Source organism: Microbulbifer maximicatervae (SeqCode) (assembly GCF_052467955.1).
The window spans coordinates 787405-802259 of the sequence record NZ_CP174329.1 but is presented as its reverse complement, the minus strand read 5'-3'; the positions used below and the strand labels follow the sequence as shown (position 1 = coordinate 802259).

Below are 14855 nucleotides of genomic sequence, written 5' to 3'. Positions count from 1 at the left end.
AGGCTGTTGGAGAATTTAACAGATCGATCAACTTTTGATCAAATTGTTTTTATTTAAATCTGTCATATTGGACTAATGAGTAGTTGTAATCATTCCTGTCCGAGGCCGGGTAACACTCTCGTGCCGATTCGACCCAAGAGTCATCCATGTCGGGAAAGTATGCATCCCCGTCGATATTTGCGTCAACTTCGGTGACATATAAGCGGGCAGCCAGTGGCAGTGCCTGGCGGTAAATTTGTGCTCCACCAATGACCATCACCTCGCTTGCCCCACTGTCTTTAGCGCTTTCTTGAGCCAGACTCAAGGCTTTATCCAGAGACTGGACCACCTCAACGCCATCTGCAACCCAGTCAGCATTACGCGTAATGACAATATTTACGCGCCCCGGAAGTGGGCGACCAATAGACTCAAAGGTCTTTCGTCCCATTACTACTGGCTTTCCCATAGTCGTCCGCTTAAAAAACTGCAGATCGCCGGAGATACGCCAGGGGAGCTCATTGTCCTTGCCGATAGCACCATTGCGGGCAACCGCCGCAATCAAAGCAATTGAAACCGTCATTACCGCTCCTTAAACCGCTACAGGTGCCGGAATATGTGGATAGGCCTCGTAACCTTTGAGTTCAAAGTCCTCGAAACGGAAAGAAAACAGATCTTTCACATCTGGATTCAAGTGCATTTGTGGCAGAGGCAGAGGGTCGCGCTGCAATTGCAGTTCGACCTGCTCCATATGGTTGGAGTAGAGGTGAGCATCACCAAAGGTGTGGATAAAATCGCCGGGCTTCAAACCGCATACCTGTGCCAGCATAAGGGTCAACAGGCTGTATGAGGCGATATTAAAAGGCACCCCCAGGAAAATATCTGCGCTTCGCTGGTACAGCTGACAGGACAACTTGCCGTCAGCGACATAAAACTGGAACAGGGCGTGGCAGGGAGCCAGGGCCATGCGCCCTTCACGGGCATTATCAACAGGTGAAACACCTTCATCTGGCAGATCCGCAGGGTTCCAGGCGCTAACCATCAGGCGCCGGGAGTCCGGGCGGGTTTTCAACTGATGTACCAACTGCTCAATCTGGTCGATCTGGCGGCCATCCGAAGTGGGCCAGGAGCGCCATTGATGGCCATATACAGGGCCCAGATCACCGTCCTCTGTCGCCCACTCATCCCAAATCCGCACCTTATTGTCCTGGAGGTAGCGGATATTGGTATCCCCCTGCAAAAACCACAGAAGTTCGTGAATAATCGAGCGCAAATGGCACTTTTTAGTGGTGATCAGCGGAAAACCCTCCGCCAAATTAAAGCGCATTTGATAGCCAAACACACTGAGAGTACCAGTGCCGGTGCGGTCACCTTTAACGGTGCCGTTATCGCGCACATGGCGCATTAGATCGAGATACTGCTTCATCTACTGCTATGCTCCGCCTTTAACTCGGGAAGACCCTGCTTTCTTACCTTTCTGCTCAGTTCTCCCCTCGGGAAGCGGCTGAGTTTTATAACTCCACACCAGCAATGCGATGCCGGCAATAATCATCGGCAGGCTCAAAAGCTGCCCACGTGTCATCCATCCAAATAAATCAAAACCAATATGCCCATCGGGCTCCCGGACAAATTCCACCAGGAAGCGGAATACACCGTAGAGCGTCACGAACATACCACCCACCGCGAGTCGAGGGCGCGGCTTACTGGAGAACCACCAGAGCAGCGCAAAGAGAACCAGCCCCTCAAGGAAGGCTTGATACAGCTGGGATGGGTGCCGGACCAGAAGGTCCGGGTCCTTTGGAAAGACCATGCCCCAAGGGCCTTCAGTTTCACGCCCCCAAAGCTCCTGGCCAATAAAATTACCGATCCGCCCAAGCCCAAGACCTATGGGCACCAGGGGAGCAACGAAATCAATTAGAGCCGGGAAGGTTGTACCAATTTTGCGTGCGTAGAGTGCCGTGGCCAACATTACCCCTATCAGCCCGCCGTGGAAGCTCATCCCTCCTTCCCACAGCCGGATCAGTGATATCGGGTCTTCGAGCAACTGGGGGAAGTTATAAAAGAACATGTACCCCAAGCGGCCACCGATAACGACACCAATGGCACAGTAGAGAATCAAGTCCTCAACTTCAGATTTAATAACCGGTGACCAGGGTTTGGCACTTCGGCGCAATGCCAACCACCAGGCCGCGACAAAGCCAGCCAAGTACATCAGCCCATACCAGTGCACTTTTAAGGGGCCTATTGCAAAGGCTACCGGGTCAATTTCGGGATAGGTCAGCATGGGGGAATCGCGATTGCTAATAAAGGGCGTATTATGGTCGTAAAGCCCCCCGCTGTGGAAGGGCAGCTTGCCCCTAGGGAAGATCCCCATGTGTCTACTGCTATTCGCCTATCAATGCCACCCGAAATACCCGCTACTGTTGATCGCCAATCGGGATGAGTTCTATCAAAGGCCAACCGCAGCAGCGGAGCGCTGGCCAGGGACCGGGCTAATTGCGGGTAGAGACCTCGAAGCTCAGGGAACCTGGGCCGGCGTATCCCCCGGCCGGGTCGCCGCTGTAACCAATATCCGGGAGCCTGGGACACCGGAACCTGTAGGAGCGTTTTCCCGAGGGGAAATACCGCAGAAATTCCTAAGCCAACAAATTAGCCCTGAGCATTTCATCCACTACCTGGAATCCCAGCAGTACCGGGGCTTTAACGCCCTGCTGTTTGATGCTGAGAATCAAAACACTCTCTACTGTGCCGGAAACCGGCACAAGCCATTTACGTTTGAACCGGGTATTCACGGTATCTCCAACGGCGCACCGGACGAACCCTGGCCAAAGGTGGAGAGGGGCAAAGCGGGGCTGGCAGAAATAATACCTGCGGCCGACCAACTGGTAACAATCGAGAGCTTTGTGGAGCCAGCACTGGCACTGCTCAAAGATCGCACCCGCGCGCCGGACCAACAACTCCCCCATACCGGGCTACCACTGGAGATTGAGCGGGCGCTCTCTCCTATATTCATTCAAATTGATGCCGATAGCTCGGCGACAGAACCAATGCTTCGCAATGGAGGTTACGGCACCCGCGCGAGTACCGTGATCACCATCGACCAGAGGGGGTGTGGCCAACTTTGGGAGCAGACTTTTATACAGGGCAATGAAAATGGACCCCTGCGCTACTTCACTACCCAGTCGCCCAATTAAGCGAGCTCAATGTTAATGGCAGAGAAATTGTGCATAACTTTTTGTGCAAGCCTCTGCACCATATTCAAATAAGCCCCAGTAAACACGCCCCTTTTTCACCCAGGAGCGAAAAATTTGACGTAAAACTCATCATTCGCAAATCCCTACTCTAAAAAGAATGAAGCGCCAAGCAAATTTTGCATTTATTGCCATACTTACTTTCACAGACTGAAGTTGGTTGAGTTTCGCGCAAGCAGGACGCCGACAGCAGTCTTAATAAAAGGAAGTCGCGCGGGACGCATGACACGTGCGAGTCACCGATAATATCCCTGAGTATCTGGATGGGCTCGCCACAGGTTGGGAAGGTATGAACGATCTGGCGCCCGGCATTTTCCAAAATATCGCACCGGGCCCCCGCAGAATCGCTGAGGTACCATGTCGTATTTCAACCCCGAGCATCGTAGACGCAAATCTGTACTTCCACTGCTGACACTGGGTAGCCTCTGTGTCTTCATTCTTTATTACGCTTTCGCAGCAAACCAGAAGACCGTACCCGTTTTACCGGAGAACGCTGTTCGCCCTCATTTAGTGCACTGGCTGGAGGAAAACCCCGATGCCTGGCCAGCCCAGGACCCCATTTTTAACCCCGCCGCTGTGCGCAAGATCTACCAGCGCACGGATTACCGCTTGCTTTGGTTCGATAACTACAGCCTAAGTGATAGTGCCAATGACCTGCTGAAACAACTCACAGCTGCCAGCTCCGGCAATCCGAGCAGCATGGTCGACTACCGCTACCACCTGGGATACTTCGATCGCACCCTGCGCGATACGCCTCAACGACTTCAGATGGCTGCAGTATTGGATATCTTACTGACCGATGCCTTTGTGTCCTACGCGCAAGATACCCAGTTGGACAGGCTCAAGCCCAAAACCCGCCCGCGCCGGGGTGTCACACCGGTTCTGCGGGATAGCGAAGGTTTCCGCTTGGTTGCTACCAGTACCGCTCAACAGCAGGCTTCCAGTGAACCCAGCGGGCGCAAGTACTTCCGCGGATATGATCGCGCAGCCAATCTCGGCAGCAATGTACGCAGCCGCTATTACTCGCGGGAATACAATGCGGATACTTCCGGCAACTACTCTGGACGCAATTATTCCGGTAGCACTCGCACCTATGAGCGCAATCGATATCGTTCCTACCGGGACAACAATAGTGGCTCAGGTTCCGGCAGTCGCGTTTATTACAACCAGGGGCGGTCAAATACTGCCGCCCCACCGGTGAGATCTGAAAACAGTGAGGGGCCTTACTACGAGGAAAACCGGCCCTATGGCAACGATGTAAGAGCGCTGCGCGGTGAGCTGCAACGGCTGCGCAAGATTTCTTCCAGCGGTCGCTGGCGTCCGATCCCGGCGGGTCCCGCCATGACCATGGGTGCACGCCACCCTCATGTGGGCGTCCTGCGCAACCTGCTCTCCCTATACGGTGATTACCAGTCTTACTACAGCTACGGCGGCACTGATCGCAATCGCTTCGATCGGGGCCTGCACCAAGCGGTAGTGCGCTTCCAGAAACGTCACGGCCTGAGAGCAGATGGCATTGTCGGTCGCTCAACTCGCAAGCGCCTGAACTTATCCCCAACTGCGCGCGCCCGCATTGTGGAAATGAATATCAAGCGTCGCGAAGAGTTGCCGGAACAATTGGGCAGCCGTTTTATCCAGGTCAATATTCCCGCGTACCGTCTCAAGTACGTGGAAAACGACCAGGTTAAACTGGCGATGAACGTGGTCGTCGGTAAGAAAAAACACGCAACGCCTGAAATAACCACCCGTGTCAGCAAGGTAGTCTTTAACCCCACTTGGACAGTACCGCGCAGTATCCTGGTGAATGAGATACTCCCCAAAGCACGTAAAAACCCTGCGGGTATGGAAAAAATGGGATACCGGGTGATTAGCGGTAGGGGTGAAAAACTACCCCTGACTCCGCAAAATCTATCTGCGGCGGGTGCGGGCTCCTACCTGATGCGCCAAATGGGCGGTGAGGAAAACATATTGGGACGTGTCAAATTTGAAATCCCCAATATTCACGACGTGTACCTGCACGATACGCGCGCGCGCAAACTTTTTTCACTGACCACACGGGGCTATAGCCATGGCTGTATCCGCCTGGAAAAACCCCGCCACTTGGCCGAAGCTCTACTTCGTCCCCAAGGGGATTGGGATCAGTGGCGTATCGATCAGTTGACCACAGGAGAGGAAACCACGGAAGTGGATATGTCCCAACTGGTGAAGGTTTATATCACCTACTGGACCGCCTGGGTCGATGGTCAGGGCAACCTGAACTTCCGCCCGGATATTTATGGCAAAGACGGACTGACCGATAATCAATTTTAAAAGAAACCGGGGCGGCTATTCGTCGCCCCGGTTATAACCAGGGAATTATTGAGCGTGTTATTCCATTAATTAGCCTTTCTCCCGCAGCGCCATTCCTGAAAATTATTTAAAGACTATCAGTCACAAGTTATCAATGTGAGCACAGTGATAAATCTCACTGATTTCTCAGTGCTTGCAGGGGTGACTTATGGGTGCTGCCAACAATTCACTTTGCGCTTTTTTGCCACGCAACCAACTAACCTCCCTCAGGGCGAGTGCCGCTGCGATTGCCATAGCAATATCGCTAGGCATTCACTCACCACAAATACTCGCCGAAGCTCAAGATACCGTCGAACCTGACTTGATCGGCAGTCGCGATCCTTTTTTACCTCAGGGCAGGCAATTTTCCCTACTCAGCGAAGCGTTAGCACGCTATCAAACCCTGGCACAAGGTAATTACTGGAAACCGCTCAGTGCTGGACAACCTATCGCACCGGGCAGTCGCAGTCCCCGGGTTGCGCAATTGAGAAGCCTGCTAATGCTCTATGGTGATCACCACCCCGAAGAGTACGGAGCAGATACTTCTAAAGCAGATGTCTACGACAAAAAACTGCAGCAGGCCGTTAAACGGTTTCAGAAACGTCACGGATTAAAGCAAACGGCACTGGTTGATGAGGGAACCCGGAGTCGACTCAATACCCCGCCAGATAAAGTTGCCAAAATTCTGGCAGCGAATATTGAACGCTGGAAACAACTTCCCAAGGATTTAGGGCCTCGCTATATCATCGTGAATGTCCCGGAATTTAATTTGCGCCTAATTGAAGGCGATAAAGAGCAGTTCCGTATGCGTGTGGTTGTGGGAAAACCAAAACACAAAACACCGCAAATCGCTACCCGTATGACGCGACTGGAATTTAATCCTGTATGGCGTGTCCCGCCCAGTATTGCGCTGCGTGAACTTTTACCCAAGGGCAGCTCCGCACTGAGAGCTAAGGGTTATCGCCTAATGAATCATCGGGGCAGATCGGTGCCTTTTACTCGTGGAAATGTGGCTGCAGTGCGTAGAGGACAAGTTTCACTGCAACAAAAAGGCGGGCCGGGAAATGCTTTGGGAAGAGTGAAATTTGTTATCCCCAATCGGCAGGCCATTTTTCTCCACGACACAAATAGCAAGCATTTATTCAAAAAATCCCAAAGAGCCTTTAGCCACGGTTGTATTCGCCTGGAAAAACCATTGCAGTTTGCTCGCATGATGTTAGCCCAGCAAAACAAGTGGAGTGATGCCCGTATCAATCGCGCGCTGGGAAGTGGTCGCACCCATGGCGTTGCCCTTAAAAATCCCCTACCGGTTTATATCGCTTACTGGACTGCCTGGATCGATGAAAATGGGCAGCTTCAGTTTCGGCCGGATATCTATAACCGGGATCAGTAATAGGAGATAGCGGAGTGAAGCGGATAAAGAGCTATAGGGACTACTGAGTTATCAGTATGGCAAATGGCCCATTCCAGCTCGGCATCGCCGCACTGATAAGCCTCGTAATTGCCTCGGCCAGCCCTTTGAATGCTTCATTCACTGGGCGGACCGATATCATTATTGAGCCAATCAGTTCGACCCAGCAATTACGCGATACCGCTCAGGCCTACCGAGTGTTAGCGAAAAACTGGCGACCGATTACCCAGGGAAAAACTTTACAGCCCGGAGACAAAGGCCCTCGTGTCCTACAACTACGTAATTTACTGGCAATGTATAAGGATTATCACGGTCAGCCCGGGCCGCTTTCCGCTCCGCAAAAAGACCCCCGAAGATTTGACAGTGCGCTCCAAGCTGCAGTGGAGCGCTTTCAGGAACGCCACGGATTGAAAGTTACCGGTATCGCCGATGAAGACACACTTGCAGCCTTGGCTATATCGCCAATGGAACGCGCTAAGCAAATGGAATTAAATGCATCCCGATGGGAGCAGCTAAAGCTCCCAGAGGATGATCGCTACGTAATCGTCAACGTGCCCGACTATCGATTGCAGCTTATTGAAGATGGTTCGGTCGCTCTCAATATGAAAACCGTCGTGGGAAAAAGCAGTACGCGCACACCAAATTTACGCACGCGGATAACCAATATTGTTTTCAGCCCAACCTGGACAGTCCCCCGAAGTATTCTTGTCACCGAGCTTTTGCCCAAGGCACGACACAACCCAACAGCCATGCACAAGCGGGGTTATCGAGTAGTGCAATATCGCAGCGGTAAATCGTCCCCTATTACAGAGGAGACTATTGCCAAGGCAGCTGGTGGGCACGCTACTTTGAGGCAATTGAGTGGCCCTGAGAATACTCTGGGGAAAGTGAAATTTGTTATCCCCAATAAGCAGGCTATTTTTCTCCATGACACCCAAGCTCAAAGCCTGTTTAAACTTCGCCAGCGGGCATTAAGTCACGGATGCGTAAGGCTACAAGCACCAGAAGAATTAGCGTACTTTCTTCTTCGTGACCAGGGGTGGGACAGAACTCGGGTAGCGCAGGCAGCCAATGGGCACGATGCTCTGAATGTAAAGGTGAAGGGATCACCCCGTATTTACATCGTTTATATGACCGCCTGGATAGATAGGGATGGGCGCCCCCAATTCCGCCCTGATATTTATCATCGAGACAAAGAGCTGCCTTATCCAAATTAGGGAGCTTATCGGCAAGTGAAAAATACTAAGTATCGATAAAGGGCTTTGCCTGTTCTCATTTTCGCTGGCAGTGCTCTATAACGCTAAAGTTCTCCAAACAATAGAACTTGAAAGACACCGATCAGAATAACCACCTAAGCAAGTTTGATTTAATTTTTCAAAGCACTACTCACATTCCTATTTAAACCCTGGCCTTGATTTGGAAACTACATCCTTGTCATTAAAAAATTAGAGATTTGCCATATTCACAACCGTGGTAGCAATACTGGCCGGATCTAATTTTTCCAGGTTTCTTTTTATCGCCCGCTGCTACTGGCGGGCTCCAGGAAATCGAGATCAATACGCCCCCCAAATATAGGGCGGTCCAGAGTCTGCCAGATAACCTAAACAGCTGTATGTCCGGAGAAATACTACGCTGGCAGAATCCAATCTGCATGTATATACATGTACATACAAATTCTTATCTTCTATATATCTAGGTTGTCCTCTGTATATAGATGGGTAAACCAGCTACTAATAAAGAAGGCTATCGAGCTCATGACCGAAGAGGTGATCGGATAGCTCCCAAGTACACTGACGAAACCGCCCGGTAAAACTTATAAGTCGCAGAAAAATAATTTTTTAGTGATTAGCGTGCAATGACAACGCTGTCTCCAATCTATTCAGCACTATCGACTGATCAGCAATAAAAATTCCAATTTCAGGTGGCAGAAAAGAAAAAATATACCACCCAGGCTATCTAATTATTTCCGAATTAGCAGCTTCAGGTTTGTAACAACTGGTTATTTTTTGTACATTTTCCGCCGTACCCGGTTGCGCCAACTAAGGCAAACCGACGAGAGATTAAACGACGAGGCGGAATTATGAAGAATCCATCCAGACGTCGATTCCTGGCAGTGACCTGCGCAACTGCGGCGGCCGTCAGCGCCGGACCGACTTTCGCAAAAGTAGGTAGCTCCCGCACCCTGAAAATGCGCAACCTGCACACCGGGGAGAAGCTGGAGGCCGCCTACTGGACTAACGGAGATTACAGCAGCGGAGGCCTGAAGCAGTTCAACAAATTGCTTCGTGACCACCGCGCCAACGAAGTGACCCGAATGGACCCCAAGCTTCTAGATATCGTCTACAAGCTGAAGGAGAAGTTCAATTACAACGGCACCATTGAGATTATCTCTGGATACCGTTCACCTAAAACCAATGCCAAGCTGCGTGCAGCTGGCCGAGGCGTAGCGAAACGCAGTTACCACACACGTGGTATGGCCTTGGATATCCGTATGCCGGGTGTGTCCCTGTCGAAGTTGCGCCAGGCAGCACTCAACCTGAAAGCGGGCGGTGTCGGATACTACCCGAAGAGTAACTTCGTACACGTGGATACTGGCCCTGTACGTCGCTGGTAATCCCCACCCAACAGATACAAAAAACCCGGCAGTCGCCGGGTTTTTTGTTATGCCTGTGAGAGCAAGATTTATTCACCATCAACCGGCAAGCTAACCGGCATCACATCCTGATCGGATACTGGCACTTGGGTAGTACCTGCCATCAACCCGGCGATACGCTCGAGAAGTTTGCGTGCCTGCGCCAATTGGGTCAGCTCCGCCAGTTCAATCGGGTCTTCCATTTGCAACAACAAGCTCTCGAAATCCACAAAAGCCTGCTCTAAAGCCGTCACCTGATGTCGATCCAGCAACAGCTCCGCCAAGCCGCCCCCACCGGTGGGAATCCAGTTTGACTGGAGAGTTGCCATAATTGCCAATATCGCCTGCTTTGAATCGGCAGCGCGGCTACTTTCCACATCGCTCTCGGAACTCTCCGGCAACCTGCGCAACAGCTGCTCATCAATCACCCGGGTGTGCGATGCACGGATTTGCTGCAATCGGGCAACCGGTCCAAGGGATAAATAGGGCCGCGACAGGCTGTTGGCTGCCGTCGGCCAACGGCGGGCCAAGCCTGCCATATCCTCTTCCACACCTTTAACGATCAAGCGGGTTAGTTCACGGCGCCGATTGACGGCCAGGGCCTCGGGTTTTTCCCCATCGGACTTAGCCAAAAACTGCTCCGCAACCCGCTCGCTGGTGGGCCCCCAGAGCATGATTTCCAGGGCGTGAAAACCGGTGCTGGCCTCTTCATGTGCCGTCAGGCGGTGCTGCTTGCGCAGGTTCGTTAAAGTCAGATCAATGGCCGTATCGTTAACGATACCGCTCTCAGAATAACCCGGCACTGTATCCAGGTAGCCCGCCTGGGCCGGCCAACTATCTACTGATAACAGTAATTTTCTACCCTGGCTGCGCAACTCTCCTGAAGAAAAAGCCAACTGGATATAAGGCAGTGCAGCAGCAAATTCCCTGTGGGCATCCAGCCAGGCGAGCCTGGCATTTTCCAGCTTATTTTCATTCGGCTGAGCCAGGAGCCCATCCACTTCACGCTGCAACGTTTCAACAGCGGCATGGGCGTGGATAACCTGGGCCTCACCCGCCTGCCAAATTGCCAGGGATAACTCGGTCGCAGCCTTTTCATTCACAGGTTGCGGCGCAATACTTTGTTGCGATACCTGCTGCGGTTTTTCTACCGCTTTTTGTTCACAGGCAGAAAGTCCGGCCAGGGCCCCGATTAAAACAGCCAGGGCCCGGTACTGGATAATAGATCCGTTCACTCAATTCCCCATCTTATGCATTTCACAAATACTGGCAAGCACCTACTCACTCTCTTCCCGCAAACTGATCACCGGCCAGCCGCGAGCCTCAGCTTCTGCGCGCAGGCGATCATCTGGGTCCACCGCAATTGGGTGCTCAACTTCGCCCAGCAAGGGCAGATCATTGATGGAGTCACTGTAGAACCACTTTTCACTGTTGGCATATTCCGGGTTGTGGGCCAGCCATTGGCGCAACCGGACAACTTTTCCCCCCTGGTAACAGGGTTCACCAACGACCTTTCCGGTGAACCGCCCCTCATCCTCCTCAGGCTCAGTGGCCAGCAGGGTATCGACACCGAGGCGCGAGGCAATAGGCTCAACCACAAAGCGATTGGTCGCAGTGATAATCATGATGTGGTGGCCTTTACGGCGGTGTTCGCCGATCAGCTCCTGGGCCCGAGGCAGCCACAATTCACTGATAACTTCCTGCATAAACTCGCTTTGCAAGTTATCCAATTGACCACGGGAAAGCTGCGCCAGGGGCTCCAAGGCAAATTCCAGGTAGGCAAAAATATCCAATTCACCGCGCTGGTAATCTTGATAAAAGCGATCGTTAGCCGAGCGGTAACGGGTCCCGTCGACATGTTCACGCTCCACCAGAAATTCGCCCCAGGCATGATCGCTATCACCCCCTATCAGCGTGTTATCCAGATCAAAGATTGCCAAGTGCACCGTCGACTCTCCCATAACTATAGGTTCCCCATAAGCATTTGACCGCCAGGAAGCCGGAAACGTCCCCTGCGCGGCCGCTAATTTTACCTTGCGCCGCACGACAGCACACGGACTGCGTCACTGAATTGCTGTAAACCCCCCGCTGTGGAACAATGCAGAACAAGTAAGTGCAGCGCACGGCCGCACACAACAGTATTGAGGATGGTATTTTGGGCGACGGCAAGCCGGCACAGGCCGGACGAAAGAACCGCCGTAAGCCCGCCAAGCATTCGAATCGCAATGATAAAGCTCCGGCCGGTAACAAGAACCGGGGCACGAGTGGCGAGAGCAGCAGCAATATCGATGCCGAGGGGTTCCGCCCCAATGTCGGTATTATCGTGCTCAACGCCCGCGGTCAGGCACTGTGGGCGCGGCGGGTAGGTGGCAAGGACGCCTGGCAATTTCCCCAGGGTGGTATTAATCCGGGCGAAATCCCTGAACAGGCGCTATATAGGGAACTGTACGAGGAAGTAGGCCTTACTCGCGATCAAGTCAGTATGATTGCCTGTACCCGCGGCTGGCTGCGTTATCGCCTGCCTCAAAGACTGATTCGACGTCGCTCCCAACCACTGTGCATCGGGCAAAAACAAAAGTGGTACCTGCTGAGGCTCGAGGCAGATGAGGCCTCTATCAGCTTCGACAATGGTTACAAACCCGAATTCGACCACTGGCGCTGGGTAAGCTACTGGCACCCGCTGAGTAAAGTGGTGACCTTTAAGCGTGAAGTGTATCGGCGCGCACTGACCGAGCTGGCCCCACAACAAATACAGCTGGAGAGACGCTGGCTGCGCGGACAGGACAGCTGACCGCACAGGGTAGTTAGCAGCGTATCTTCACAAAATGGCCCCGATCAGCATCGAAATTCTACTTACCGGGGCCATCGAATTTCTCCGTTGATTGGCGAGGACAGGCCATTGCTCGGATCTCTGCGCAGTATCGTTCAGGAAGTAAATGCCGCCCGGAACCTCACCGCGGTGCTGGAAATCATTGTGCATCGCGTGCGGGAAATCATGCACACCCGCGTCTGCTCCGTATACCTGCGCGACAAGCAACACGGTAACTATGTCCTGATGGCCACCGATGGCCTCAACCCCAAAGCGGTTGGCCAGGTCCACCTGGCCCCCGGCGAGGGGCTGGTGGGCAATGTAGTTACCCGCGAAGAGCCGATTAATCTGGAAAGGGCCGAAGCCCACCCCGCCTTCCAATATTTCCCCTCTACAGGAGAAGAGCGCTTCAGCGCCTTTCTCGGCACACCGATCATTCACCACCGCGCCGTACTGGGTGTCCTGGTTGTGCAGCAAGAAGAGAAGCGCCGCTTCGACGAGTGGGAGGAAGCTTTCCTGGTCACACTTTCGGCGCAGCTCGCCGGCGTTATCGCCCACGCCGAGGCTACCGGTCTTCTGGCCTGTATTGGCAAGCAACAACGGGAAACTCACTTCTCTGGCATTGCCGCGTCCCCCGGTGTGGCTATCGGGCGGGTACATATTGTCACCCCGCATGCGAATCTCGGCACAGTGCCCTACTCCGAATGCGAGGATGTGGACACTGAACTGGCCCTGTTTCAACAGGCCCTGACAGCCGCCCAAGAAGAAATTCGCGAAGTCGGTGAGCGCCTGAAGAGCGACCTCAGCCCCGAGGAACGGGCGCTATTCGATGCTTACATCAGCATGTTGGATGACAGCTCCCTCGCCGTCGAAGTGTGCGATCGCATCCAACAACAGCTCAGTGCCCAGCGGGCCTGGGCTGAAGTTATGTTGGAACATGTGCGGCGCTTTGAAGCCATGTCCGACTCCTACTTTCGCGATAGGGCCGCCGATGTTCGTGACCTGGGCGCTCGAGTGCTGATGCACCTGCGACAACAGCAACAGAGCGACCGAGACTTCCCCGATAACACCATCCTGATCGGCGAAGAGCTAACCGCAGCAGTATTGGCAGAAGTGCCCAGGGAAAAGTTGATCGGAGCCGTATCAGTTAAAGGCTCCTCCAACAGCCATGTGGCTATTATTGCCCGAGCCATGGGACTGCCCGCTGTAATGGGAGTCCAGGACCTACCCTACGAGACCATCGACGGTGTCGATATGGTGGTGGATGGCTACCGAGGCGATTTACATATTCACCCCGGTGCAGAACTCAAACGCCGCTACGACGATATTGTCAAAGAGGAGGAGCAACTGGCGCGCAACCTGGACCACCTGGCTCAACTCCCGGCAATCACCTCCGACGGCCATCGCATTCGCCTGATGGTAAATACTGGGCTGATGGCCGATGTTGTTCGCTCCCTGGAACGCGGCGCTGAAGGAGTAGGACTTTTCCGCACCGAAGTACCTTTCCTATTACGAGACCGTTTCCCCTCCGAGGAAGAGCAGCGGGAAATTTACCGGGAGCAACTGGAAGCCTTTGCCCCCCTGCCCGTCACCATGCGCACCTTGGATATCGGCGGCGATAAAGCACTGGCCTATTTCCCGATCGAGGAAACCAATCCCTTTCTGGGATGGCGCGGCATTCGCGTAACTCTCGACCACCCGGAAATATTCCTGGCGCAAGTGCGCGCCATGATGAAAGCCAGCCTGGGGCTAAATAACCTGCGAATTATGCTCCCCATGATCAGCGGCCTGAACGAGCTCGAAGCAGCGCGCAAACTGGTGGAAAGAGCCTACCGGGAGCTGCTTGAAGAAGGTTACGAAATTGTTATGCCCCCACTCGGGGTAATGGTAGAGGTACCCTCCGCCGTCTACCAAGTGCGGGAACTCGCCGTACATGCAGACTTTATATCAGTAGGCAGTAATGACCTCACCCAATATCTCCTGGCGGTGGATCGTAATAACAGCCGCGTAGCCAATATTTACCACGCCCTGCACCCTGCGGTACTACGCGCTTTGCAGGAAATCGTAACGGCAGCCCATGCCGTTGGCACCAAGGTGGGGATTTGCGGAGAACTAGCAGGAGAACCTAGCGGTGCATTGTTATTAGTAGCCATGGGCTACGATATGCTATCGATGAACGCCACTAACTTACCGCGCATAAAAGCTACGCTACGCGCCGTTAGCCGAGCTGATATTGAGCTGCTCCTGAAACAGGTTTTGCAGATGAATAGCCCCGAGCAAATTGAAAGTACCGTGAAGGGATTTCTTAATGAGGCAGGATTGAAGGTCTCTTTACAGCCGTAAATAATGAGGCATTAAAATTCTAAATTTACCCGATTTTATAAATCCTGAATTTAAAATCTAACAACCAAACCGTTAGTCCCTCGCAACAGCAAGATATCTACCCAA

The 14855-nt window shown here is 53.0% G+C and carries 12 protein-coding genes; 7 read left to right on the top strand and 5 right to left on the bottom strand.

What is annotated here, in order from left to right:
* Positions 1–49: 49 nt before the first annotated feature.
* Genes ACJJI5_RS03490 through lgt form a run of 3 tightly spaced genes read right to left on the bottom strand, consistent with a single transcriptional unit; the run spans position 50 to position 2260 of the window.
* The gene (locus ACJJI5_RS03490; protein ID WP_445355517.1) at positions 50–559 is read right to left on the bottom strand and encodes a dihydrofolate reductase; all 510 of its coding nucleotides are present in this window, start codon (positions 557–559) and stop codon (positions 50–52) included.
* A 9-nt stretch (positions 560–568) separates the two neighbouring features.
* The gene (locus tag ACJJI5_RS03485) at positions 569–1402 is read right to left on the bottom strand and encodes a thymidylate synthase (RefSeq protein WP_444895885.1); all 834 of its coding nucleotides are present in this window, start codon (positions 1400–1402) and stop codon (positions 569–571) included.
* A gap of 6 nt (positions 1403–1408) precedes the next feature.
* Positions 1409–2260 (bottom strand): prolipoprotein diacylglyceryl transferase, encoded by an 852-nt coding sequence (gene lgt, locus ACJJI5_RS03480; RefSeq protein ID WP_413665894.1) that lies wholly within the window; start codon positions 2258–2260, stop codon positions 1409–1411.
* 88 nt (positions 2261–2348) lie between these two features.
* Between lgt and ACJJI5_RS03475 the strand changes: the two genes are divergently transcribed.
* From ACJJI5_RS03475 to mepK, 5 genes are all read left to right on the top strand, one after another.
* Positions 2349–3170 carry an NRDE family protein gene (locus tag ACJJI5_RS03475; RefSeq protein WP_445355516.1) on the top strand — a complete coding sequence of 274 codons (822 nt, stop codon included), beginning with the start codon at positions 2349–2351 and terminating at the stop codon, positions 3168–3170.
* Between the two features lie 414 nt (positions 3171–3584).
* Positions 3585–5537, top strand: coding sequence for a L,D-transpeptidase family protein (locus tag ACJJI5_RS03470; protein ID WP_445355515.1), 1953 nt, complete (start codon positions 3585–3587; stop codon positions 5535–5537).
* A gap of 187 nt (positions 5538–5724) precedes the next feature.
* Complete coding sequence (locus ACJJI5_RS03465) at positions 5725–6948, top strand: L,D-transpeptidase family protein (RefSeq protein ID WP_444907055.1); 1224 nt, start codon at positions 5725–5727, stop codon at positions 6946–6948.
* A 56-nt stretch (positions 6949–7004) separates the two neighbouring features.
* Positions 7005–8183: a L,D-transpeptidase family protein gene (locus tag ACJJI5_RS03460; RefSeq protein WP_444926110.1), complete on the top strand. Its 1179-nt coding sequence runs from the start codon at positions 7005–7007 to the stop codon at positions 8181–8183.
* A gap of 863 nt (positions 8184–9046) precedes the next feature.
* Positions 9047–9580, top strand: a complete 534-nt coding sequence (gene mepK / locus ACJJI5_RS03455) for a peptidoglycan L,D-endopeptidase MepK (RefSeq protein WP_282930973.1) — start codon at positions 9047–9049, stop codon at positions 9578–9580.
* Between the two features lie 68 nt (positions 9581–9648).
* On the opposite strand, the gene ACJJI5_RS03450 is transcribed toward mepK, so the two are convergent.
* Both ACJJI5_RS03450 and ACJJI5_RS03445 read right to left on the bottom strand, forming a co-directional pair.
* Positions 9649–10833 carry an imelysin family protein gene (locus ACJJI5_RS03450; protein WP_413663580.1) on the bottom strand — a complete coding sequence of 395 codons (1185 nt, stop codon included), beginning with the start codon at positions 10831–10833 and terminating at the stop codon, positions 9649–9651.
* Positions 10834–10875: 42 nt separating this feature from the next.
* The gene (locus ACJJI5_RS03445; RefSeq protein ID WP_413665895.1) at positions 10876–11544 is read right to left on the bottom strand and encodes a histidinol-phosphatase; all 669 of its coding nucleotides are present in this window, start codon (positions 11542–11544) and stop codon (positions 10876–10878) included.
* A gap of 338 nt (positions 11545–11882) precedes the next feature.
* On the opposite strand from ACJJI5_RS03445, the gene ACJJI5_RS03440 reads away from it, so the two are divergent.
* On the top strand, positions 11883–12389 hold the full coding sequence (locus ACJJI5_RS03440) for an RNA pyrophosphohydrolase (RefSeq protein ID WP_445356299.1): 507 nt from the start codon (positions 11883–11885) through the stop codon (positions 12387–12389).
* A 108-nt stretch (positions 12390–12497) separates the two neighbouring features.
* The gene (gene ptsP, locus ACJJI5_RS03435) at positions 12498–14750 is read left to right on the top strand and encodes a phosphoenolpyruvate--protein phosphotransferase (protein ID WP_445355514.1); all 2253 of its coding nucleotides are present in this window, start codon (positions 12498–12500) and stop codon (positions 14748–14750) included.
* Positions 14751–14855: the final 105 nt, after the last annotated feature.

Excerpts from the sequence above, each read along its gene's own strand:
- ACJJI5_RS03490 (WP_445355517.1), bottom strand. The coding sequence starts at position 559 with ATGACGGTTTCAATTGCTTTGATTGCGGCGGTTGCCCGCAATGGTGCT.
- ACJJI5_RS03485 (WP_444895885.1), bottom strand. The coding sequence starts at position 1,402 with ATGAAGCAGTATCTCGATCTAATGCGCCATGTGCGCGATAACGGCACC.
- lgt (WP_413665894.1), bottom strand. The coding sequence starts at position 2,260 with ATGCTGACCTATCCCGAAATTGACCCGGTAGCCTTTGCAATAGGCCCC.
- ACJJI5_RS03465 (WP_444907055.1), top strand. The coding sequence starts at position 5,725 with ATGGGTGCTGCCAACAATTCACTTTGCGCTTTTTTGCCACGCAACCAA.
- ACJJI5_RS03460 (WP_444926110.1), top strand. The coding sequence starts at position 7,005 with ATGGCAAATGGCCCATTCCAGCTCGGCATCGCCGCACTGATAAGCCTC.
- mepK (WP_282930973.1), top strand. The coding sequence starts at position 9,047 with ATGAAGAATCCATCCAGACGTCGATTCCTGGCAGTGACCTGCGCAACT.
- ACJJI5_RS03470 (WP_445355515.1), top strand. The coding sequence starts at position 3,585 with ATGTCGTATTTCAACCCCGAGCATCGTAGACGCAAATCTGTACTTCCA.
- ACJJI5_RS03475 (WP_445355516.1), top strand. The coding sequence starts at position 2,349 with ATGTGTCTACTGCTATTCGCCTATCAATGCCACCCGAAATACCCGCTA.